The organism is Kingella denitrificans ATCC 33394 (assembly GCF_000190695.1).
GTDB lineage: Bacteria > Pseudomonadota > Gammaproteobacteria > Burkholderiales > Neisseriaceae > Kingella_A > Kingella_A denitrificans.
Window position 1 is genome coordinate 783,385 of the sequence record NZ_GL870929.1, and the last position, 22,239, is coordinate 805,623.

Here is a 22,239-nt window from a genome sequence, read left to right on the forward strand (position 1 = left end):
CTGCACCCTGCCGCGCTGCGCTTAATTTCGGTTTTGCCATTATTCAATTTAGGAAAACAACGTGGAATTGAACATTTTTTCATACGCCGCCATCGGCGTACTTATCGCAGGTATCGCCCTGCTCGTTTTCAGCAGCAAAAAACGCGGCAACAACGGCGAATGGAGCAACGCGCTGCAATGGGGCTACCTGCTGCTGATGATTGGCGTGTTCGGCATTTTGGCGGCCGGCCTGTCGTGGAGCTTCACCGCCGTCCTGCTGCTGTTCACCGTCGTTTCTGGCGCGATTTGGATTTGGCGCAAGGCCACCGTGAAAAAAGACCAAACCGACCACAATCATTTCCGCGACTATATGGCGGGCTTTTTCCCCGTCATCGGCATTGTGTTCGTGCTGCGCACCTTCATTGCCGAGCCGTTCCAGATTCCGTCCAGCTCCATGCGCCCCGGCCTGATTAAGGGCGACTTTATCCTGGTGAACAAATTTTCCTACGGCATCCGCGTACCCGTGCTGAACAACGTGCTGATTGACACCGGCAAAGTGGAACGCGGCGACGTGGTGGTGTTCAACTACCCCGTGCAGCCTGCCACCAACTACATCAAACGCATTGTGGCCGTGGGCGGCGACACCGTTGAATACAAAGACAAAGTCTTGACCGTGAACGGCAATATCGTGGAGCAGGACACCCCCGACGGCTCATATACTTACAACGACGACAATATTCCCGACAAAGTGCTGGAAGCACAACGTTTCCACGCCCAATTCAACGGCCGCCAATTCGACATCCTGCAAAACAGCATGGCACCTTCATTGAGCGCAAACGCACACATTCCCTACCTGACCGCGGAGCGCCATGCCGACTTCCTGACCCATTGCAGCGAATACAGCGAATCCGGCTTCAAATGCACCGTGCCGCAAGGCCAGTATTTCGCCATGGGCGACAACCGCGACAACAGCGCGGACAGCCGCTACTGGGGCTTTGTGGACGATAAATACATGGTCGGCAAAGCATTTATCGTGTGGCTGAACCTGCAAAGCTTCGGCCGCATCGGCACCGTTATCCGTTAAACCACCCGAAAGCAGCCTGCACGCTTCATGAAAACATTGTGCAGGCTGCTTTTTCTGCTAGAATAACATTATTTTACTTAAATTATTTTATTTTAAACCTACGCAAACCATGTCGCAGATTACCGTATCCCCCAGCCAAACCCAATTCGCCGCCGAAGACAGCGAAACCATTTTGTCCGCCGCCATCCGCCAAGGCATCAACCTGCCGCATTCCTGCCAAAGCGGCGTGTGCGGCAGCTGTGCGGCCACCGTGGTATCGGGCGACGTGGTGCAGAGCGCGGAATACGACGATTATGTTTTGACCGAAGAAGAAATCGCGGCCGGCACCGTGTTGTTGTGCTGCACGCAGGCGCGCGGCGACGTGGTTATCGAAATGCCGTCCTATGCAGGCCATAAAGCCTTAACCGTACGCACCCTGCCCGCACGCATTGCCGACATCGAAACCCGCGGCGACATGGCCGTGCTGACCATCGCGCTGCCCAAAGCGCCGCCTTTCGTGTTCCATTCCGGCCAATATATGGAAATCCTGCTCAAAGACGGCAGCCGCAGCTACTCCATCGCCAATGCGCCGCACGAATCGGGCACGCTGGAATTTCACGTCCGCCTGCGCGAAGGCGGCCTGTTTTCGCCGCAGCTGTTTGACGGCCGCCTGAAAAAAGGCAGCATTATCCGCGTGCGCGGCCCGCTCGGCTCGTTCTACCTGAACGAAGACGGCGCGCACAAACCATTGCTGTTATTGGCCACCGGCACGGGATTCGCCCCCATCAAATCCATTTTGCAGCATTTGGCGCACACCCAGCCCAACCGCCGCGTCCATATTTACCACGGCGCGCGCACCGCAGCGGGGCTGTATGACGAAGCCGCCCTGCAACAACTGCTGGCACAACTGCCCAACGCGCGCTACACGCCCGTCCTGTCCAACCCGGACGAAGGCTGGACAGGTGCCACCGGTCGCATTACCGAACATATTTTAAACGATTACAAAGATTTATCTGATTACGAAGTCTATGCTTGCGGCTCGACCGGCATGGTTTTGGATTGCAAAACCGCGCTGACCACCCAAGCCAAACTGCCGACCAACGCCTATTTCAGCGATGCCTTCACCGCACACGTTTAAGCCTATGTCCAAACACATCTTACTTGCCGTTACCGGCGGAATTGCCGCCTATAAAGCCTGTGAAATCGTGCGACTGCTCAAAAAACAAGGGCACACCGTTACCGTTGCCATGTCGGAAGCAGCCTGCAACTTCATTACGCCGCAAACCATGCAGGCATTGAGCGGCAACCCCGTGCTCACGCAAAACGGCGGCGCGGGTAACGGCATGACCCACATTCAGGCCACGCGCGCGGCCGATATCATGTTGATTGCCCCCGCCTCCGCCAACACCATTGCCAAAATCGCGCACGGCTTTGCCGACAACCTGATTACCGAAATGGCGGCGGCACGCAAATGCCCGTTGGCCATTGCCCCCGCCATGAATGTCGAAATGTGGAACAATCCGGCCAATTTGCGCAACATCCAGCAGTTGCAGCGCGACGGCATCCACATCCTCTTCCCTGCCGTCGGCGAACAGGCGTGCGGCGAAACCGGCATCGGCAGAATGCGCGAAGCGGAAGAAATTGCCGAACTCTTGCCGGATTTCTGGTCGCCCAAGCCACTGTACGGCAAAAAAGTGCTGCTCACCATGGGCGCGTGCTACGAAGCCATCGACCCCGTGCGCGGCATCACCAACCGTTCCAGCGGGCAAATGGGTGCGGCTTTGGCGCGTGCCTGCCGCATGGCCGGGGCGGAAGTGTATATCGTCCATGCCCACATGCAGGCTGCTTTGCCGGTGGGCATCCGCCATATCCACGCGGTCGAAAGCGCAAAGGAAATGTACGATGCCGTGATGCAGCACGTTGAAACCGGCATGGATGCGTTCATCAGCGTGGCCGCCGTGGCCGATTACCGCGCCGCCCAAGTTTCGCGGCAAAAGCTGAAAAAAGGCCAATGCAGCGCCGCGCCCGTCATCAAACTAACCGAAAATCCCGACATCCTGCGCAGCGTCGCCATGTTGCCCAATGCGCCGTTCTGTGTCGGCTTTGCGGCCGAAAGCGAAAATGTTTTGGCTAACGCGCGCACCAAACGCCAGAAAAAACACGTTCCGCTTATGGTGGCAAACGACGTTGCCGTGGCGATGGGGCAAAGCAGCAACCAAATCATCCTGCTGGACGACGAGCAAGAACGCGCCCTGCCGCAAATGAGCAAAGAGCAGGCGGCAAAATACATCGTGGTGCGCATGATTACGCTGATGCGCGCGCGTGCCGCCAAAGCCGCTGCCGCCAAGCCCAAAGCGCCTAACGAAACCGTCAAGCCCGTCGAGAAAAAACAACCTTGATTTTGCACCGCCAAAAGCAGCCTGCACTTTGAATAGGGAACAAGTGCAGGCTGCTTTTCGTAGTTGGCACTTTTTTTGCTATAATCATTATTTCCATTCTCAATGACACATTATGCAGACAGCGTTCTGGAAACACGCCCCTTCATGGGCGGCAAAACTGGCTTACGGCATACTCTCCCTGGTATTGGCTTACTTGGGCGCGTATGCCTCACTGTACCGTTTTGCCAACCACGACGTGCTGTCGCAGCGCGCCAACAGTGCCATGCAAAAAACGGGATACCGCGTCACGTTCGACAAAAACATCCAGCGCTCGCTGTTCCCCCGCCCCACCGTTACCATCCGCAATGCGCGCCTGCAAACACCGCAGGGCGAAACCGACCTGACTATCGGCGAAGTGCGCGTCGGCATGGCGTGGAGCAGCATTTTCGGGCAGCCGGAAATTGAAAAACTGGTCTTGAACCACGCGGAAGGCACCGTGTACCGCACGGCCAAAAACGAATGGAACGTGGCTTCGTGGCTGCCGCAGGAAGAAGGCGGCGAACCCATACCCTCGTTCAACCGCATCATGATGAACGAAAGCCGCCTGAACATTACCTACGGAGCGCACCATTTTTCATTGCAAAACATCCAACTGCAAGTGTATCCGGCCAACAACGGCCATGCCTACCGCATTCAGGCCGACACGCCCCATGCCGACTGGCAAAACCTGCATTGGCAGGCACAGGGCACGGCTTTTCTGCAACAAGGCAGTCTGCACCTGCCCGACATCCGTCTGCAATTCAACGGCAAGGCACAGGACTACACGTTCACAGGCAGCCTGCAATCCGCCATCCAGTGGCAGCACGAACAATTATCGGCCAAAAATATCCGCATCACGGCGGACGGCGAGCAATACCAAACCCATTTGAGCGCCACCATCGACCAGCTGACCCACCGCCACAAAGAACAGCAGACCCTGCTCAAAAACCTCACCGCCACCGTCAATACCGCAACGGACAACCGTCAGATTCGCGGCACATTGCGCACCGCGCAGGCACAGTTTGACGAACAGCGCGCCCACAGCGACGAAATCCAGCTCAACCTGAACCACAGCCGCCTGAACAACACCCCGATCGTGCTCACGCTCAACAGCGGTTTCGACTGGCAGCGCGACACCGGCGTGAGCCTGAACAATTTCAAGCTCACCACGTTGCAGGGCAGCGGCCAGGAATCGCGTTTTTCCAGCGAATGGGAAGGCAGCCTGCACTGGCAGGACCAACGCCAATGGCACGTTCAGGCACGCGGTTTGCTCGACAGGCAGCCTGCACAGATTACCCTGTCCCACCAACCCGAACGGCTGGACGGCATCATCAGCATCAACAAACTGGACTTGAACCCCTATGTGGGCCAATCCGACGCGGCAGACAGCCCGCTGGCCAGCTATCCCGAATGGCTCGCACATTCCGCACCGTGGCAAATGCAGTTGAGCATCGGCAACCTGATACTGCCGAAAACCGCGTTCAGCAATGTGCGCGCCACCGTCAAAGCCAACGAACGGCGCATTTCGTTCGACCCGCTCAAAGCCGACTGGTATGACGGCCAAAGCACAGGCAGCCTGCACATCCTGAACCACAACCCCGTGCAATACCAATGGCAACAACACGCCGAAAACGTGCAAATGCAGCCGCTGCTGCAAGACCTGTTTGCACAGAAACACTTGGCGGGAAAAGGCGAAATCACGTTGAAACTGCAAAGCCAAGGCGCACAAAGCGCGGAATGGCTGAAAAACCTTTCCGGCAGCTTGAGCGTGGAAGTGAAGGACGGCGAATGGAGCGGCATCGACTTCTCCAAAATCGTGCAGACTCTGACCCAGCGCCCCACATCGCCCGAAACGGACACCGCATCGAAAGTCATGCCGTTTTCCAACTGGACCCTCAGCGCCAGCATCCGGCAGGGCATCAGCCGGCACCGCCACCAAATCCTGTTCCTGCGGCCGGCCGCCGAAGTGTTTGCCACCGGCGAATTCAACCTTGCCGCGCATACGCTTAAAGAAGATATCGTGATTACCGGCAAAGACAGCACCACGCCGCTGCCCCTGCGCGTCAGCAACGAAACCGACGACGATTGGGACATCAGCCTGAATTACCAGAAAATTACCGAAGGCCTGAAAACGCCCGAAGAAAAACAGCAGGCCATTTCCGATACGCTGAAACAGCAATGGCAATGGCTCAAACAGCAGTCGTCCGCCCAACCGGAACACAACGCCGCACCGAAGCCTTAATGACAACATGCAGGCTGCTTTCCAACGCGGCAGAACCAATTATCCGACCAACCCACACATCCGCAACACCATGTTTACAGGCATTGTACAAGGCACGGGCAAAATCATACGCATCGCCCAACCCGCCGCCGATTTCCGCACCCACACCGTCCTGCTGCCCGAGCATATGGCGCACGATTTGCACATCGGCGCGTCTGTCGCCCACAACGGCTGCTGCCTCACCATCACGCAGATTCGCGACCGCGAAGCGGATTTCGATTTGATGGCGGAAACTTTGGCAAAAACCAATTTGGGCCGCCTTACCGAAGGCAGCGAAGTGAATTTGGAACGCGCCGCCCGCTTCGGCGACGAAATCGGCGGCCATGTGATGAGCGGCCACATCATCACGCAAACGCCTGTCACGCGCATCGAACAGAGCGAACACAACCGCACGCTTTGGTTCGCGCTGCCCGCCGAACTGAAACCATACGTCCTGACCAAAGGCTTTATCGGGCTGGACGGATGCAGCCTCACCATCGGCAGCGTTACCGAGCGCGAATTCAACGTGCACCTGATTCCCGAAACCTTGCAGCGCACCCTGTTCGGCAGCCGCCAAGTCGGCGATTGCGTGAACGTGGAAATCGACGCGCAGACCCAAGCCATCGTGGACACGGTCGAACGCGTGCTGGCGCAACGCTAAAAAGCAGCCTGCACTTTGGCAACCTCCGGAAAGGACATCATGGCTTCATCGGCCTTAAAACGCGCCCTCAGTGGCGTATTGCTTTTGGACAAACCCGTCGGCGTGAGCAGCAACACCGCGTTGCAAAAGGCACGCCGCTTATTTGGCGCGCAAAAAGCGGGGCACACGGGCGTGCTCGACCCGCTCGCCAGCGGCCTGCTGCCGATTTGTTTCGGCGAAGCAACCAAGTTTGCCCAATACCTGCTCGATGCCGACAAAGCCTACATCGCCACCATGAAACTGGGCGAAGCCACCACCACGGGTGATGCCGAAGGCGACATCATCGCCACGTCCGATTGCGCCGTGTCCGCCGAAGCCTTCCAAGCAGCCTGCACCCGCTTCACCGGCCCCGTCCGCCAAGTGCCGCCCATGTTTTCCGCGCTCAAACACGAAGGCAGGCCGCTGTACGAATACGCGCGCAAAGGCATTGTGATTGAACGCAAACCGCGCGATATCTGCATCCACGCCATCGACATTGAAGCATTCGCACCGCCGCTGGCGCGCATTGCCGTGCGTTGCAGCAAAGGCACCTATATCCGTACCTTGAGCGAAGACATCGCCAAACACATCGGCACGTTCGCCCACCTCACCGCCCTGCGCCGCACCGCCACCGCCGGCTTTTCCATCGGCCAAAGCCACACGTTGGAAGCATTGGCGGAAATGAGCGCCGCCGAACGCGATGCCGTGCTGCTGCCGTGCGACGTGCTGGTGCAGCATTTCCCTTCGCTGGTGTTGGACGGCGAATCCATTGCCAAACTGCGTTTCGGGCAGTCGGTCGATGCGGGTGCAGGCTGCTTTGAAGCCGGGCAGCCCGTCCGTATTTATTCCGCGCAACACGATTGGATCGGGCTGGCGCATTACCGTGCCGACACGCGCCGCCTCCACGCCCTCCGTTTAATGAACACCAGCAGTACGCAGCACACCTCATGACTATCCGCACGCACTACGACAACCTGCACGTCGCCCCCGATGCCGACGCGCAAACCATCCGCCAGGCCTACCGCCGTCTGTCCAAACAATACCACCCCGATTTGAACACCGACCCCGATGCCCACCGCATCATGCAGCTCATCAACCAAGCCTACGAAGTCTTGTCCGACCCGCAAAAACGCGCCGAACACGACCAATGGATTGCCCAACAGCGCGCGGCCGAACGGCTCAAGGCACAAGTTCAGGCCATGCAGCAGCAATACGCCGCCGCACAAAAGCAGCCTGCACAATACCCGCCCGTCCCCACCGCGCCCGCCGCCGCACCGCCCGTGCCGCCACACAAAACAGGGCTGGTCATCCTGTTTTCCGGATTATGCCTGCTGCTGATGGTCGGGCTCGGCCTGCTGATTTGGGACCGGCAGGACAACCCCGAAACCGCCAACCGCACCACCGTGCCCGCCGCTTCCGCCCCCGCAGAAACGCCCGTTTTCGGCCATATGGGGCAGCCTGCCGCCGGCACGGCCAACGCATCCGATGCCGCAGCCGCCAGCCTCGCCCAGATGAACTACATCCGCCCCTTCGCCGCACCGAACGGCAACCCCTTCCCCGACCGCGCCGCCTATATTGACGGCTATCCGCAGCACATCGGGCAGGGCAACTACCGCATTTTTGTCGAAAACATCCGCAACTCGTCCGACGTATTCGCCCAGCTGTTCGCCGAAAACGGCACCGAACCGCTGCGCAGCTTCTTCATTCCAGAGCGCGGACAATTCGAACTGCCGCAACTGAACGCAGGCCGCTACCAAATCCGCTACCGCCAACTGGACGGCGGCGAACACGTGAACAGCGAAACCATCGTATTGCAAGGCAAGCAGCAAGAAGTAACCGTTTACCTGCAACGTGGCCGCGCACCCGTCACCTATTAAAAGCAGCCTGCACCCCCAACCCCACCGCCGAGAACACCATGACCGACGCCATCCGCCTGCAACCGCGCACCCTGAAACCGCACAACACCGTCGCCCTGCCCGGCTCCAAAAGCATCAGCAACCGCACGCTGCTGCTGGCCGCCCTGTCCGACAACGAATGCGACATCCATTCCCTGCTCAAATCGGACGACACCGACCGGATGCTCGAAGCATTGACGCAACTGGGCGTGCCGCTGGAACAGCGCGCAGGCAGCCTGCACGTGGTCGGACAGAACGGCCGCTTCCCGCACACCGAAGCCGATTTGTTTTTGGGCAACGCCGGCACAGCGTTCCGCCCGCTCACCGCCGCCTTAGCCGTTTTGGGCGGCGAATACCGGCTGCACGGCGTGGCACGGATGCACGAACGCCCGATTGGCGATTTGGTCGATGCCCTGCGCTTGGTCGGCGCGCACATCGATTATTTGGGCAACGAAGGCTATCCGCCGCTGCACATTCACGCACGGCACAACACGCCCGTCCTCACCATCCCCATCAAAGGCAACGTGTCCAGCCAATTCCTCACCGCACTGCTCATGGCACTGCCGCTCACCGGCGACGCATGGCAAATCCAAGTCGAAGGCGAACTCATTTCCAAGCCGTATATCGACATTACCTTGAATTTAATGAAACAATTTGGTGTGAACGTGGAAAACCGCCAATACCGCACGTTCCACCTTCCCGCCGCCAGCCGTTACCACGCCCCCGCCCAACTGCACGTTGAAGGCGACGCTTCCAGCGCCAGCTATTTTCTGGCCGCTGGCTTGTTGTCCGGCAAACCCGTGCGCGTTACCGGCTTGGGCAAACACGCCATCCAGGGCGACGTTGCCTTTGCCCGCGAATTGGAAAAACTGGGCGCGATCGTGCTGTGGGGCGATGATTTCATTGAAGTTTCCCGCGCCAAAAACCAAGCCGTCCTGCCGTTTGATTTGGACGCGAACCACATCCCCGATGCCGCCATGACCTTGGCCGTGGTGGCGCTGGCCACAGGGCAGACCTGCTCCATCCGCAACATCGGCTCTTGGCGCGTGAAGGAAACCGACCGCATCGCCGCCATGGCCGCCGAACTGCGCAAAGTGGGCGCGACCGTGGTGGAAGAAGCCGAAGCCATCCACATCACGCCGCCCGAACAACTCATTGCCGATGCGCACATCGACACTTATGACGACCACCGCATGGCGATGTGCTTCTCGCTGGTTTCGCTGCTAGACGTGCCCGTCATCATCAACGACCCGCAATGCACGCACAAAACCTTCCCAACTTATTTTGACGTATTTGCAGGACTGGCGGCATGATTTGCCCGTGCAGGCTGCTTTTTGGCCGTGCAGCCCCCCGAAAGCAGCCTGCACGGAAAGCCTATTCTTTCTTAACGCAGATTTACACATTATTTTATCTGTGATACGCTTAGCGCCGCTTATCCACGCCAAAGAACACACAAGGAAAACGCCATGAACACACTACGTTTCACCGCAATCGGCCTGATGGCTGCCGGCCTGCTTGCCGCCTGCCAGCCAGATGCCGCACAAAAGCAGCCTGCACCTGCCGCCAGCGCTGTCTCTGCCGCCACCGGCGCAACCGAAACCAAACGCATCGCCATCACCGCCATTGTGGACCATCCGTCGCTCAACGCCATTCGCCAAGGCGTGCTTGACCAGCTCAAAGCGGAAGGCTTTGAAGAAGGCAAAAACCTGCAAGTCGATTTCCAATCCGCGCAGGGCAACCCCAGCACCGCCACCCAAATCGCCAAAAAATTCGCTGGCGATAATCCAGACGTCATCGTCGCCATCACCACCCCCAGCGCGCAAGCCGTTGCCGCCGCCACCAAAACCATCCCTGTCGTGTTTGCCGGCATCACCGACCCGATTGGCGCAAAACTCATCCAAAACTGGCAGCCATCCGGCACCAACATCACCGGCACGTCCAACCACCGCAGCATGGAACCCGACCTCGCCCTCATGCGCGAACTGCTGCCCAACCTGAAAAACATCGGCTATGTATATAGCCCGGGCGAAGCCAATTCCGTCAGCATGCTCAACGACTTGCGCGAACAGGCACGCAAACAGGGCCTGAACGTGGTGGAAGCCCCCGCACCCACCACCGCGCAGGTGCTCACTGCCGCACGCAGCCTGAAAGGCAAAGCCGACGTGCTGTTCACCGTGCAGGACAACAACGTGGTGGCCGCATACGACTCCATGCATAAGGCCGCCATGGAAATGAAAATCCCGCTCATCGCTTCGGACACCAAATCCGTGGAACGCGGCGCAGCGGCCGCCATCGGCGTGAACGATTACAAAATCGGCTTGGAATCCGGCAAAATGGCCGCACAGATTTTGCGCGGCACGGCAGCCGGCAGCATCGCACCGACCAAACCCACCGAGTTCGAGCTGCACCTCAACGCCAAATTCGCCGCCGAACAAGGCCTGTCGTTCTCTGACGCTATCCGCAAACGCGCCACCCGCGTGATTGAATAAACATACAAATCTTTGCAAACGAAACCGCATTCCGAAGGGTGCGGTTTTTTTCTTTATGCGGGTTTTATGATAAAGTAGCGCACTCTCCAACCATGGCCGATGCCGCAGGGCACGCGCCCCGCCCTATCAAGGAATAAGGACCCGATTCATGTTTACGCGCAAAATCCTATTTGCCGCATTAGCCGCCTGCTTCACACTTTCCGCAGGCAGCCTGCACGCCGCACCGAACACGCCACGCAAAAACACACGACCAGCAACGCAAAAGCAGCCTGCACCCCAACCGTCCGGCCCCATTTTCCACCCCACCCGCCAAGTGCCGGTGAACGCTGCGGAACGCGCTGCCGAAATCGAACGCCGCCGCGGCATTGCCGAGCGCGCGCAAACCCTGTTCGGGTTGATGCTGGCCGAAATCGCCTATCAGCAGTCGCCTTGGCAGACATTGCAGATGTATTTGTACACGCTCAACAAAACACCGTCTGCCGAAGTGGCCGAACGCGCAATGGAACTGGCAATTCAGTTGCGCGCCGATGGCATTGCCGAGCAGATTTACCAAAAATGGCAGGCCATCGAACCACAGCCCAGCCCCGCGCAGCAGCGTTTGCAGTTTGGCCTTGCTTTGGCAACGGGCGATTTCAAAGCGGCACTGGCTTCGCTGGACACCGTGCTGGCCAATGCCAATGACGAGCAGAAAAAACGGATTTTCCTGATGTTGGCGCAAACCAGCATTACACAGCCGCGGCTTGGCGAACAAGGCCGCAACGCCATCCACCGTGCGGCCGTGGCGAACAGCCATCTGACCGAAGCCGCCATGACGGATATTTTTGCCAACGTGGGCAAAGGCGGCGACGAACGCTTGGCCATCGAAGCCTTGCAGCGCGTGGCGGCAAAAGATGCGGAAATCGATACCAACACGCAAGTGATTATGCTGGTGCTGGTGCAGAACCACCCTTCCGTGCTGGCGCGATTTTTCGAGCAAACGCCGACCGATAAACTGGCCACTTCTTGGCGTGAATTGGAAGTGGAAAGCCTGATACGCGCCAAAGAGTTCGACCGCGTCACACCGAAATTGAACGCCTTGTTGAGCGATACGCCGTCCGCACGGCTGTATTTCTGGGCGGCGGCGGTGGAAATGGGCAAAAACCCGAAATCGCCTTTGGCTTTGTCGCATTTTGAAAAAGTGTACCAACTGGGCGATGACGAGCAAAAAACCATGGCATCACTCAGCGCCGCCATGTTCCTGGCCAGCCAGGAAGACGATGGCGAAGGCGAAGCAGCACAGAAATCGTCTGAAGAACGCAACCGCCAAGCATTGGCATGGCTGCAAAAAGCGCCGCTGAATACCCGCCACAATTTCGATGTGCACACGCTGTTTGCCGCGTTATATGCCTCCGAAAAACAATGGGCTCAGGCAGAACGCCATCTGCAACTGGCACAGAAAGAAGACGCGCAGAACGGGCATTTCTTCGATGCCGCATACCTGCAACGGCTGACCGTGCAAATCACGGCGCAAAAGCAGCCTGCACCCCGAGCCGTCGCCCAATTGAGCCGCCTGTTGCAACAGGAACAGCAACGCCACCCGCGCAACAACGAATACATTGCCGAAATCCTTTACCAACGCGCCCTGCTGTACACCGACAAACTGCAACAGCACAATCTTGCCGTGGTCGGATTGCGCCAAGTGTTGAGCCTGCGCCCGAATAATCCGGAAATCCAAAACGCGCTGGGCTACACCCTGCTGATGACGGGCAACAAAACCCACGCTGCCGAAGCCATGGAGCTGATTCAGGCCGCGCACAAACAACAGCCCGACAACCCCGCCATCCTCGACAGCTTGGGCTGGGCGTATTATTTGCAGGGCGATTTGGACAAAGCCTTGGAATATCTGGAATCGGCCTACCAAAAATTCAAAAACGCCGAAGTCGGCGCGCATTTGGGCACGCTGTATTGGCAGAAAGGCCGTCAAGACGAAGCGCGCAAAGTGTGGCGCGAAGGCTGGCAGAAAGAGCCGGACAACCAGATTTTGCAGCAAACCTTGAAACAATTCGGCGTGTCCTTCACCGCCGGCAACACCCGATAAGCGCACCATGAAGATGAAACCGATATTCCCCGCACTGGCCGCCGCGCTGCTGGCAGCCTGCACCTCGATGAACACCCCCGTGCAAACGCAGGCACAGCAAAAATGGCGCGAACAGCAAACCGAGAATCCGTTTGAAGCCAACGGTCGCATCGGCATTAAAATGCAGCAGACAGGCCATAACGCCAGCTTCGACTGGACGCGCCAAAACCAAGTGGAAACCTTGGACATCAACACGCCGCTGGGCAACACGGTGGGGCAGCTTTGCCGCGACAAAACCGGCGTCATCGCCACCGATTACAAAGGGCGGCAATACACCGCCGACACGCCCGAAGCATTGAGCCGTCAGCTGCTGGGTTACCCTCTGCCGCTGCAACACCTGAGCGTGTGGGCCAACGGCGAATGGGTCAAAGGCATACCGCATCGGTTCGGCACGGAAGGCCAGTTGCAGCAGCTTGGCTGGCAAATCCGCCGCGAAGCGAACGAAGACGGCAGCGCACGCATCCTGCAACTGGAAAACGGACAATTAACGCTGCGCATGGTGTTCACGCAATACCAAACATTGGCCGACGATTCCAGCCGTCCGAGCCAATGCGCCGCACGCGCCCAAGCTGCCGCCCAATGAAGCAGCCTGCACGTCTAACCGCAAGGTGCAGGCTGCTTTGACGGCCTATCCAAAGCAGCCTGCACCCTGTTTCCAACTTCCGCCATCATTGAACAAGGATTCCCCATGAAAAAACGCATTGCCGCCTTATGCTGCGCCGTCCTGCTCTCGCAGGCAGCCTGCAACGTCATCGACAGCGCCACCATCAACCAACAGGCCGCGCTGAACTACCGCCAAAATATGGACAAGGCACGCGCCGCACGCGTTGTCGACACCACGTCCGCCACCGCCAAGCGGGTGCAGGCCGTATTCCGCCGCCTCGTCCCCTTTGCCGATGCCGCCAACCAAACCGGCCAGCCCTTCCAATGGGAAATGACCGTCATCCGCTCCAACGAATTGAACGCATGGGCGATGCCGGGCGGCAAAATGGCCGTATACACAGGCATTGTCGAAAAACTGAACCTGACCGATGCCGAAATCGCCGCCATTATCGGCCACGAAATGACCCACGCCCTGCTGGAACACAGCCGCAAAGAAGCCAACCGCAGCGTGGGCATCAGCTTGGGCGCACAACTGGGTTCGCAAATTTTGGCGGCCACCACCGGCATTGATGCCAACACCGCTTCAAAAGGCGTGGGACTGCTGACCGATTTGGGCTTGAACAAACCGTTCAGCCGCGATGCCGAACGCGAAGCCGATTTGGGCGGATTGAAGCTCATGGCGCAGGCGGGCTACAACCCCGAAGCCGCCATCAGCGTGTGGAACAAGATGAACCGCGCCAACGACAACAACAACGCGCTGGAAAAAATCCTCTCCACCCACCCCACCAATAACGACCGCATCGAGCTGATTCGCAAAGAACTGCCCAACGTGATGCCGATTTACCAACGCGCCAGACAGCGGTAAGCATGGAGACACAAACCGCCACGCGCTATGCGCTGACGCTGGCTTATGACGGCAGCCGCTTTTTCGGCTGGCAGAAGCAAGCCGAAGGCGTGGCAACGGTGCAGGCTGCTTTGGAACACGCGCTGTCGCAAATTGCCGGCGAACCCGTCAGCGTGATTGCCGCCGGCCGCACCGACACCGGCGTTCATGCCACCGCGCAAGTCGTCCACTTCGACAGCCGCGCCGACCGGCCGCTCTCCGCATGGGTGCGCGGCGTGAATGCCCACCTGCCGCAAGGCGTTGCCGTGCACAAAGCGCAAATCGCCGACAGCGCGTTCCACGCCCGATTCGACGCTTCCGGGCGGCATTACCGCTACCTGCTCGAATCCGCCCCCGTGCGCTCGCCCCTGCTCTACGGTCGCGCCGGTTGGACGCATTACGCCTTAAACGACGACGCCATGCGCCAAGCCGCGCAATTATTGGTCGGCGAACACGATTTCTCCAGCTTCCGCGCCGCGCAATGCCAGGCCAAATCGCCCGTCAAAACCATGTATGCCGTGCATTTGCAGCGCACCGGCAGCCTGCTCAAACTCGATTTGCACGCCAACGCCTTCCTGCACCACATGGTGCGCAACATCATGGGTGCATTGGTTTATGTCGGCTGCGGGCGCTTGAGCGTTGCCCAATTCGGCGAACTCATCGAAACGCGCAGCCGCCTTTACGCGCCGCCCACCTTCATGCCCGACGGCCTCTACCTGACCGGCGTGGACTACCCCGAACGCTGGCACATCGAACCGGCCGCCCTGCCCGACTGGCTATGAAAAAGCAGCCTGCACCCGTTCAAACCGAAGCAAGGGTGCAGGCTGCCTGTTTATGCAGGGAATGCCGGCCGACTGCAGGCTGCTTTTCCCAACCTGCGCCCTTTTTCGTTTACAATATCCGTTATTTCCCATTTTCATTTTGATGAGGACACGCACCATGCTCGACATCCAATTACTGCGCAACGACATCCAAACCACCGCCCAACGCCTGGCCCAACGCGGCTTCGTGCTGGACACCGAGCGCTTCGGCGAACTGGAAGGCCGCCGCAAACAGCTCCAAATCCGCAGCGAAGAATTGCAGGCGCAGCGCAACAGCCTGTCCAAACAAATCGGCGTGCTGATGGGGCAAGGCAAAAAAGACGAAGCCGAAGCCGCCAAAGCCCAAGTCGCCCAACTGAAAACCGACATGGAAAACATCGAGAGCGAACTGCCGCAAGTGCAGGCTGCTTTGGACGACCTGCTGCTGCGCATCCCCAACCTGCCGCACGAAAGCGTGCCCGTGGGCAAAGACGAAACCGAAAACGTGGAAGTCCGAAAAGTCGGCACGCCGCGCACGTTCGATCTCGACATCAAAGACCACGTGGATTTGGGTGCCGCGCTGGGCTTGGATTTTGAAAAAGCGGCCGAATTGTCCGGCGCGCGCTTCAGCCTGATGAAGGGCAAAATCGCCCGATTGCACCGCGCATTGGCGCAATTCATGCTGGACACGCACACGCAGCAGCACGGCTACACGGAATGCTACACGCCCTATATCGTGAACGACAGCACGCTCTTGGGCACGGGCCAGCTGCCCAAATTCGGCGAAGACCTGTTCCACGTAACGCGCGGCGGCGATGAAACCAAACTGACGCAATACCTGATTCCCACGGCGGAAGTAACGCTGACCAACACCGTGCGCGACACGATTCTGGCGGAAAAAGACCTGCCGCTGAAACTGACCGCACATTCGCCCTGCTTCCGCAGCGAAGCTGGATCGCACGGCAAAGATACGCGCGGCCTGATTCGCCAGCACCAGTTCGACAAAGTGGAAATGGTGCAGATTGTGCAGCCCGAAAAATCCTACGAAGCCTTGGAAGAAATGGTCGGCCACGCGGAAAACATCTTGAAAGCGCTGGAACTGCCCTACCGCGTGATTACACTCTGCACGGGCGACATGGGCTTCGGCGCCACCAAAACCTACGATTTGGAAGTGTGGGTGCCCGCGCAAAACACCTACCGCGAGATTTCCAGCTGCTCCAACTGCGAAGATTTCCAAGCCCGCCGCATGAAGGCGCGCTTCAAAGACGAAAACGGCCGCAACCGGCTGGTGCACACGCTCAACGGCTCCGGTTTGGCGGTGGGCCGCACGCTGGTGGCAGTGCTGGAAAACCACCAAAACGCAGACGGCAGCATCAATATCCCCGCCGCACTGCGCCCCTATTTGGGCGGCTTGGAACGCTTGGAAGCCGACGCATGAGTATTACGCAACTCACGCCGCAGCAAGTGCAGGATTGCCTGAAAGAGCAGCCTGCACCCCTGCTGCTGGACGTGCGCGAAGAAGACGAAGTCCGCCTTTGCGCCCTTGCAGGCAGCCTGCACATCCCCATGAACCTGATTCCGCTGCGCCACAACGAACTGCCCGACGACGTGCCGATAATCGTCTATTGCCACCACGGCATCCGCAGCCTGAACGTGGCGCGTTATTTGACGCACGTCGGTTTCGAGAATGTGGCCAACCTGCAAGGCGGCATCGACGCATGGGCGCGGCAGATTGACCCGTCCCTGCCGCGCTACTGACCCCAAGCAGCCTGCACATCGACTTGTCCCGCTGCAACCGACATCGAAAGGCACACCATGAACCGTATCCTCCTGCCCGTTTTCCTGACCGCGCTGCTTGGCGGCTGCATGTATGCCGAAACGCCCGACGGCCGCTTCGCCGCACTGGACATCGACCTGCCCACGCACAGCACCACCACCGTCAATAAAACCGTGACCGTGAACGCGCCGCCGGGCACCGTGGTCAATATCAGCGAAACCGCACCGCCCACCGTCATCTACCGCGACTACCCGCGCCGCCCGCCCGTGCGCTGCTATTACGACGGCCACCTGCGGCAGCGGATTTGCGGCTATTGAGTTTCAGGCAGCCTGCAACCCCTCACCGAAGAACACCGAAATGACCACCCACACCCTATTCGCCACCTGCCCGCGCGGCTTGGAAACCATTCTGGCGCAAGAATTGCAGCAACAAGGATGCACCGCCGTCACCCCCACCGACGGCGGCGTTTCCTGCCAAGGCACGATGGCACACGTTTACAGCGCCAACCTGCACTCGCGCACCGCCAGCCGCATTTTGCTGCAACTGGCACGCACCGCCTACCGCAGCGAACACGACATCTACCAAGCCGCCAAAAACATCGCGTGGCACAACTGGTTTAATGTGTCCCAAACCTTCAAAGTGAAAGTGGAAGGCAAACGCGCCAACGTGAAAAGCCTCGATTTCACCGCCCTGAAAATCAAAGACGGCGTGTGCGACCGCTTCCGCGAGCATGACGGCGAACGCCCCAGCATCGACAAATCGCGCCCCGACATCCGCATCCACGCCTTTTTGGACGAGCGCAACGTATCTATCTTCATCGACACCAGTGGCGAAGCCCTGTTCAAACGCGGCTACCGCCAAGACACCGGCGAAGCACCCCTGCGCGAAAACCTGGCCGCCGGCCTGCTGCTTTTGGCGGGCTACGACGGCACGCAGCCCTTCCAAGACCCGTTTTGCGGCAGCGGCACCATCGCCATTGAAGCCGCATGGATAGCGCTTGGCCGCGCGCCCGGGCTGAACCGCCGTTTCGGCTTTGAACAACTGGCGCAATTCGACCGCGCCCTGTGGGTGAAACTCAAAGCCAAAGCGCGCCATGCCATCAGAAACCGGCCGTATGCCAACATCGCCGCATCCGACAACGACCGCGCCATGACGCGCATGACCCAAGCCAACGCCGCTGCCGCCGAAGTGGACGGTTTCATTGACATCAACACGTTGGACGCACAAGACACACGCCCGAACGGCGAAGGCGGCATCATCGTCTCCAATCCGCCTTACGGCGTGCGCCTTGCGGAAATCCAAGCCCTGCACGCGCTTTACCCGCAACTCGGCTCGTGGCTCAAACAGCATTACGCAGGCTGGACGGCCGGCCTGTTTTCGGGCGACATGGACATGCCCAAACTCATGCGCCTAAAACCGAAGCGCAAAATCCCGCTGTTCAACGGCAATTTGGACTGCCGCCTGTTCCTGCTGGATATGGTGGCGGGCAGCAACCGCGAAAAATAGGCTGGCGGATGGCCGAATCTGGTGCAGGCTGCTTTTGAACGGCGGGAAAGCTCCAAAAGCAGCCTGCACATATATAAATATTTGTTTTCAAATAGTTGCCATGAAACCCTATATCAAATCACTCTTTCTCATAATGGTGCTGCCGCCGCTGCTGGCCGCGGTACTGATGCTCCTGACCGCCATGCTTTCGGGCGATTTGGCCGTGAGTTTCACGCCGAACGCGCTGCAATGGTATGGCAGCATGATTGTCTGGCTGTGGATATACAGCCTGCCCGCCATGCTGGTCTATGCGCTACTGGCGGTGAAACTGAAACTGCGGCGCAACTGGCGCGGTGCAGCGGTGTCGGCCGGTTTGGGCGCAGCGCTGGCGGTGGTTTCGATTGTGCTGGGCGAGCTGTTCATGGGCGACGGATTTGTGGAATGGGGGCTGACGTTTGTCGTGGCGGCATGCGCGGCGGCGACCATGGCGGTGATGTCGGTGTGCCTGCCCAAGCCTGAAGCGGCGGATTAAGGCTGCAGGCTGCTTTTGAACGGCCTGAAACCGCCAAAAGCAGCCTGCATTTTGAATTGCCGAGATTTATAGTGAATTAAAATCGCAATGATACGGCGTTGGATCGCCGCCTTGTCTCATTTTTATTTTAATCCACTATATGCCACGGGCGGCAAACCCAAGCGTGGTGCGCGGCAAGACGCGCGAAAAAGCAGCCTGCACACTGAAAACAAATGTGCAGGCTGCTTTTTTTGCCGAACATCCGCGGGCTACATCCAACCCAGCAGCCGCAGCACCGTCATGCCCAATCCGGCCGACAGCATCGCGCCCACGGTGGTAATGCCCATAATGTTGGCGGCGGCCACATCGTTGCCGCCCATCGCCTTCGCCATCACATAGCTGGCCGCGGCGACGGGTGTGGCCGTCATCAAAAACAAAATGCCCATGTCCATGCCCTGCAAGCCGAAGCATTTGCCCACCAGCACGGCCATCAGCGGCGCCACCACCAGCCGCCCGATGCTGGACAGCACCGACACGTCCGACCATTTTTTCGCCGTCTGCCAATGAAACGTCGCGCCGGCGCACAACAGAGCCAGAGGCAGCGCCAAATGCCCCAGATAACGCGCGGTTTGCAGCAGCGGTTCGGGCACGGACCACGGCAATTCGTTCAGGCACATGGCCAGCACGATGGCGGCAATCAGCGGATTGGTGACGATTTTGCGCGCCGTGTCGGCCAGTTTCTGCCGCCAAGAAGCCTGCTTGGTACGGCTGAGCGTCAAAACCGCCAAAATATTCAATTCGATGGTGACGATGCCCATATACACCGCGCTGTTCGCCAAGCCGTCGCCGCCATAAGCATTCTGCACGAACGCCAGGCCGATAATCCCCAAATTGCTGCGGAAAACGCCCTGCACGAACACGCCTTTGTCGGCAGGTTGCGGAATATGGAAATGGGCAAACGCCTCCGCCAGCGCATACAGCAAAAACGTGGTCAGCAGCCCGGCCAGCACCAGCTTGCCCTGCGCGGCAAAATGCACCGGCTTGCCGATGATATTGGACAAAAGCAGCATGGGCAGGCTCCATTGAAACACCACCTGCGAGGCTTTTTGGCAAAATGCTTCATCGACCTTGCCCGTGCGGCGCAGCCATCTGCCCAAGCCCAGCAGCAGGATGTTGGGCAGGGTCACGCCGACGGCAAACAGCAACGCAATAAACACTTCCATACACAAACCATTCGTTCCAAAAAAACGGGACGATATTGTAAATTTCGGCAAATTTATAGTAAACATGTTTTACAAATCATTGTACTATCGACATATTTTATCGTTGCGATTACAAATTTTCATTTTCGTGCATCAAAAAGCGTGGCATAATGGCCGCCGTTTTTCAACACTGACAAGAGGACTTTTACGATGAAAAACCTGTTCAAAACCTTGCTGGTGGCCAGTGCTTTGGTTCTGCCCGTGGCCGCACAAGCCGCGCAGCCTGCCGCGCCTGCCGCCACACAAACCAAACGCGCTGCCGGTGTGTGGATTGACGTGCGCACGCCTGAAGAGTTTAAAGAAGGCCATTTGCAAGGCGCGGTGAACATTCCCGTGGACCAAATCACGGCCAATATCGCACGCGTTGCACCGAACAAAAACGCGCCCGTGAACCTGTATTGCCGCTCCGGCCGCCGCGCCGAAGTTGCGTTGCAGGAATTGCGCAAAATGGGCTACACCAATGTGACCAACCACGGCGGCTATCAAGATTTGCTTAAAGCCGGCATCCGCTAACCGAACGGCATTCAAAAGCAGCCTGCACACTGAACGATGATGTGCAGGCTGCTTTTTTTCATTGGCGGCGCAACGCGATGAAGCCGTTAAGACACGGTTTTGTTGTGCAACAAGCAGCCTGCACTTTTTACGGAATTGGACCGGTGGGGTGCAGACTGCTTTTTGAACGGGTTTTATCGGCGGTATAATTGCCATTTTGCTTGCAACGGGAACACATCATGGAGATTTATTTGGTCGGCGGCGCGGTGCGCGATGCTTTGCTGAACCTGCCGGTGAAAGACCGCGACTGGGTGGTGGTGGGCGCGACGGCGGAACAATTGCTGGCGCAGGGCTATCAGCCGGTGGGCAAGGATTTCCCCGTGTTCCTGCATCCGCAAAGCCACGAAGAATACGCATTGGCGCGCACCGAACGCAAAACGGGGCGCGGCTACACGGCGTTTCAGGTGTTCGCCGACCCGAATGTGACGCTGGAAGAAGATTTGCAGCGGCGCGATTTGACCATCAATGCGATGGCGCAAGACCAAGACGGGCGGATTATCGACCCGTTTGGCGGGCAACAGGATTTGCAGCGCGGGATTCTGCGCCATGTATCGCCCGCATTTGCCGAAGACCCGGTGCGGATTTTGCGTGTGGCGCGTTTTGCGGCGCGGTACGGCTTTTCGGTGGCGGAAGAAACCATGCGGCTGATGCGCGGCATGGTGGAAAACGGCGAGGCACACGCTTTGGTGGCGGAGCGCGTGTGGCAGGAATTGGCGAAAGGCCTGATGGAGCGGCAGCCGCGACGCATGGTGGAAGTGCTGCGCGAATGCGGCGCACTGGCGGTGCTGCTGCCCGAAGTGGACGCACTGTTCGGCGTGCCGCAGCGGGCGGATTACCATCCCGAAATCGATTCGGGCGAACACACGCTGCTGGTTTTGCAACGGGCGGCGGATATGGATTTGCCGTTGGCGGAGCGTTATGCCGCGCTGCTGCACGATTTGGGCAAAGCGCTCACGCCGGCGGACATCCTGCCCAAACACATCGGGCATGACGAACGCGGCATTGCGCCCATCCGTGCGGTGAATGCGCGCTGGCGCGTGCCGAAACAATGCGCCGAACTGGCGGAACTGGTGTGCGCCTTCCATATCCGCTTCCACCAAGTCGGCCAAATCAAAAGCGCGGGCAAAATCGTGAAATTGCTGAAAGAATGCGATGCCTTCCGCCGCCCCGAACGGGTGCAGGCTGCTTTGAACGTCTGCCTGGCCGACCGCCAAGGACGTTTGGGCTTGGAAAACAGCGAATATCCGCAACGCGAATACATCATGGCGTGCATCCGTGCGGCGCTGCAGGTCGATGCGGGTGCAATTGCCCAACAATTCGCCGGCAGCCCGGAGAAAATCGCGCTGCATATCAACCAGGCGCGCGCAGAAAAAATCAAAGAAGTGCAGGCTGCCTTCGGACAGAACCTGTGAGCGGCTACCTAATGCACGCGCCCATGTGCAATACGGCCGCCTTTTAAAATTTCATC

General features: G+C 58.7%; 21 protein-coding genes. 20 read left to right on the forward strand and 1 reads right to left on the reverse strand.

Annotated features, from left to right (window positions below):
• Window positions 1-61 precede the first annotated feature (61 nt).
• The 18 genes from lepB to HMPREF9098_RS04010 all read left to right on the forward strand — a co-directional run bounded on the left by lepB (window position 62) and on the right by HMPREF9098_RS04010 (window position 18,978).
• The gene (lepB, locus tag HMPREF9098_RS03925) at window positions 62-1,063 is read left to right on the forward strand and encodes a signal peptidase I (RefSeq protein WP_003782234.1); all 1,002 of its coding nucleotides are present in this window, start codon (window positions 62-64) and stop codon (window positions 1,061-1,063) included.
• Between the two features lie 109 nt (window positions 1,064-1,172).
• Entirely contained in the window at window positions 1,173-2,180 is a 1,008-nt protein-coding gene (locus HMPREF9098_RS03930) for a 2Fe-2S iron-sulfur cluster-binding protein (protein ID WP_003782235.1), read from the forward strand.
• A gap of 4 nt (window positions 2,181-2,184) precedes the next feature.
• The gene (coaBC, locus tag HMPREF9098_RS03935) at window positions 2,185-3,441 is read left to right on the forward strand and encodes a bifunctional phosphopantothenoylcysteine decarboxylase/phosphopantothenate--cysteine ligase CoaBC (RefSeq protein ID WP_003782236.1); all 1,257 of its coding nucleotides are present in this window, start codon (window positions 2,185-2,187) and stop codon (window positions 3,439-3,441) included.
• 112 nt (window positions 3,442-3,553) lie between these two features.
• Window positions 3,554-5,701 (forward strand): AsmA family protein, encoded by a 2,148-nt coding sequence (locus HMPREF9098_RS03940; RefSeq protein WP_003782237.1) that lies wholly within the window; start codon window positions 3,554-3,556, stop codon window positions 5,699-5,701.
• A 70-nt stretch (window positions 5,702-5,771) separates the two neighbouring features.
• Entirely contained in the window at window positions 5,772-6,380 is a 609-nt protein-coding gene (locus HMPREF9098_RS03945; RefSeq protein WP_040564703.1) for a riboflavin synthase, read from the forward strand.
• A gap of 39 nt (window positions 6,381-6,419) precedes the next feature.
• A complete protein-coding gene (gene truB, locus HMPREF9098_RS03950) occupies window positions 6,420-7,349 on the forward strand; it encodes a tRNA pseudouridine(55) synthase TruB (protein WP_003782240.1) in 930 nt (309 codons plus the stop codon).
• Window positions 7,346-8,275 (forward strand): J domain-containing protein, encoded by a 930-nt coding sequence (locus HMPREF9098_RS03955; protein WP_003782241.1) that lies wholly within the window; start codon window positions 7,346-7,348, stop codon window positions 8,273-8,275. The genes truB and HMPREF9098_RS03955 overlap by 4 nt, the downstream gene beginning before the upstream one ends.
• 38 nt (window positions 8,276-8,313) lie before the next feature.
• Complete coding sequence (gene aroA, locus HMPREF9098_RS03960) at window positions 8,314-9,606, forward strand: 3-phosphoshikimate 1-carboxyvinyltransferase (RefSeq protein WP_003782243.1); 1,293 nt, start codon at window positions 8,314-8,316, stop codon at window positions 9,604-9,606.
• Between the two features lie 153 nt (window positions 9,607-9,759).
• On the forward strand, window positions 9,760-10,782 hold the full coding sequence (locus HMPREF9098_RS03965; protein ID WP_003782249.1) for an ABC transporter substrate-binding protein: 1,023 nt from the start codon (window positions 9,760-9,762) through the stop codon (window positions 10,780-10,782).
• A 148-nt stretch (window positions 10,783-10,930) separates the two neighbouring features.
• The gene (locus HMPREF9098_RS03970) at window positions 10,931-12,859 is read left to right on the forward strand and encodes a tetratricopeptide repeat protein (protein ID WP_003782250.1); all 1,929 of its coding nucleotides are present in this window, start codon (window positions 10,931-10,933) and stop codon (window positions 12,857-12,859) included.
• A 7-nt stretch (window positions 12,860-12,866) separates the two neighbouring features.
• Entirely contained in the window at window positions 12,867-13,481 is a 615-nt protein-coding gene (gene lolB, locus HMPREF9098_RS03975; RefSeq protein ID WP_003782251.1) for a lipoprotein insertase outer membrane protein LolB, read from the forward strand.
• A 105-nt stretch (window positions 13,482-13,586) separates the two neighbouring features.
• A complete protein-coding gene (locus HMPREF9098_RS03980; protein WP_003782254.1) occupies window positions 13,587-14,366 on the forward strand; it encodes a M48 family metallopeptidase in 780 nt (259 codons plus the stop codon).
• Window positions 14,367-14,368: 2 nt separating this feature from the next.
• Window positions 14,369-15,166, forward strand: a complete 798-nt coding sequence (gene truA / locus HMPREF9098_RS03985; RefSeq protein WP_003782257.1) for a tRNA pseudouridine(38-40) synthase TruA — start codon at window positions 14,369-14,371, stop codon at window positions 15,164-15,166.
• Between the two features lie 157 nt (window positions 15,167-15,323).
• Window positions 15,324-16,622 (forward strand): serine--tRNA ligase, encoded by a 1,299-nt coding sequence (serS, locus tag HMPREF9098_RS03990; RefSeq protein ID WP_050781265.1) that lies wholly within the window; start codon window positions 15,324-15,326, stop codon window positions 16,620-16,622.
• Window positions 16,619-16,942, forward strand: coding sequence for a rhodanese-like domain-containing protein (locus HMPREF9098_RS03995; protein WP_003782261.1), 324 nt, complete (start codon window positions 16,619-16,621; stop codon window positions 16,940-16,942). Before serS ends, HMPREF9098_RS03995 begins: the two co-directional genes overlap by 4 nt.
• Before the next feature lie 57 nt (window positions 16,943-16,999).
• Window positions 17,000-17,278 (forward strand): hypothetical protein, encoded by a 279-nt coding sequence (locus tag HMPREF9098_RS04000; RefSeq protein WP_003782262.1) that lies wholly within the window; start codon window positions 17,000-17,002, stop codon window positions 17,276-17,278.
• Window positions 17,279-17,318: 40 nt separating this feature from the next.
• Entirely contained in the window at window positions 17,319-18,467 is a 1,149-nt protein-coding gene (locus HMPREF9098_RS04005; protein ID WP_003782263.1) for a THUMP domain-containing class I SAM-dependent RNA methyltransferase, read from the forward strand.
• A gap of 100 nt (window positions 18,468-18,567) precedes the next feature.
• Window positions 18,568-18,978, forward strand: coding sequence for a hypothetical protein (locus tag HMPREF9098_RS04010; protein WP_003782264.1), 411 nt, complete (start codon window positions 18,568-18,570; stop codon window positions 18,976-18,978).
• Between the two features lie 248 nt (window positions 18,979-19,226).
• Here HMPREF9098_RS04010 and HMPREF9098_RS04015 read toward each other — a convergent pair whose 3' ends face one another.
• A complete protein-coding gene (locus HMPREF9098_RS04015; RefSeq protein WP_003782266.1) occupies window positions 19,227-20,180 on the reverse strand; it encodes an AEC family transporter in 954 nt (317 codons plus the stop codon).
• Window positions 20,181-20,369: 189 nt separating this feature from the next.
• Between HMPREF9098_RS04015 and HMPREF9098_RS04020 the strand changes: the two genes are divergently transcribed.
• Window positions 20,370-20,732, forward strand: coding sequence for a rhodanese-like domain-containing protein (locus tag HMPREF9098_RS04020; RefSeq protein ID WP_003782267.1), 363 nt, complete (start codon window positions 20,370-20,372; stop codon window positions 20,730-20,732).
• Window positions 20,733-20,950: 218 nt separating this feature from the next.
• The gene (locus HMPREF9098_RS04025; RefSeq protein WP_003782268.1) at window positions 20,951-22,183 is read left to right on the forward strand and encodes a multifunctional CCA addition/repair protein; all 1,233 of its coding nucleotides are present in this window, start codon (window positions 20,951-20,953) and stop codon (window positions 22,181-22,183) included.
• Window positions 22,184-22,239 lie beyond the last annotated feature (56 nt).

Bases quoted from the DNA above. Each gene is read 5' to 3' on its own strand.
- HMPREF9098_RS03930 (WP_003782235.1), top strand. From the start codon at position 1,173: ATGTCGCAGATTACCGTATCCCCCAGCCAAACCCAATTCGCCGCCGAA.
- coaBC (WP_003782236.1), top strand. From the start codon at position 2,185: ATGTCCAAACACATCTTACTTGCCGTTACCGGCGGAATTGCCGCCTAT.
- HMPREF9098_RS03940 (WP_003782237.1), top strand. From the start codon at position 3,554: ATGCAGACAGCGTTCTGGAAACACGCCCCTTCATGGGCGGCAAAACTG.
- HMPREF9098_RS03945 (WP_040564703.1), top strand. From the start codon at position 5,772: ATGTTTACAGGCATTGTACAAGGCACGGGCAAAATCATACGCATCGCC.
- truB (WP_003782240.1), top strand. From the start codon at position 6,420: ATGGCTTCATCGGCCTTAAAACGCGCCCTCAGTGGCGTATTGCTTTTG.
- HMPREF9098_RS03955 (WP_003782241.1), top strand. From the start codon at position 7,346: ATGACTATCCGCACGCACTACGACAACCTGCACGTCGCCCCCGATGCC.
- aroA (WP_003782243.1), top strand. From the start codon at position 8,314: ATGACCGACGCCATCCGCCTGCAACCGCGCACCCTGAAACCGCACAAC.
- HMPREF9098_RS03965 (WP_003782249.1), top strand. From the start codon at position 9,760: ATGAACACACTACGTTTCACCGCAATCGGCCTGATGGCTGCCGGCCTG.
- HMPREF9098_RS03970 (WP_003782250.1), top strand. From the start codon at position 10,931: ATGTTTACGCGCAAAATCCTATTTGCCGCATTAGCCGCCTGCTTCACA.
- lolB (WP_003782251.1), top strand. From the start codon at position 12,867: ATGAAGATGAAACCGATATTCCCCGCACTGGCCGCCGCGCTGCTGGCA.
- HMPREF9098_RS03980 (WP_003782254.1), top strand. From the start codon at position 13,587: ATGAAAAAACGCATTGCCGCCTTATGCTGCGCCGTCCTGCTCTCGCAG.
- truA (WP_003782257.1), top strand. From the start codon at position 14,369: ATGGAGACACAAACCGCCACGCGCTATGCGCTGACGCTGGCTTATGAC.
- serS (WP_050781265.1), top strand. From the start codon at position 15,324: ATGCTCGACATCCAATTACTGCGCAACGACATCCAAACCACCGCCCAA.
- HMPREF9098_RS03995 (WP_003782261.1), top strand. From the start codon at position 16,619: ATGAGTATTACGCAACTCACGCCGCAGCAAGTGCAGGATTGCCTGAAA.
- HMPREF9098_RS04000 (WP_003782262.1), top strand. From the start codon at position 17,000: ATGAACCGTATCCTCCTGCCCGTTTTCCTGACCGCGCTGCTTGGCGGC.
- HMPREF9098_RS04005 (WP_003782263.1), top strand. From the start codon at position 17,319: ATGACCACCCACACCCTATTCGCCACCTGCCCGCGCGGCTTGGAAACC.
- HMPREF9098_RS04010 (WP_003782264.1), top strand. From the start codon at position 18,568: ATGAAACCCTATATCAAATCACTCTTTCTCATAATGGTGCTGCCGCCG.
- HMPREF9098_RS04015 (WP_003782266.1), bottom strand. From the start codon at position 20,180: ATGGAAGTGTTTATTGCGTTGCTGTTTGCCGTCGGCGTGACCCTGCCC.
- HMPREF9098_RS04020 (WP_003782267.1), top strand. From the start codon at position 20,370: ATGAAAAACCTGTTCAAAACCTTGCTGGTGGCCAGTGCTTTGGTTCTG.
- HMPREF9098_RS04025 (WP_003782268.1), top strand. From the start codon at position 20,951: ATGGAGATTTATTTGGTCGGCGGCGCGGTGCGCGATGCTTTGCTGAAC.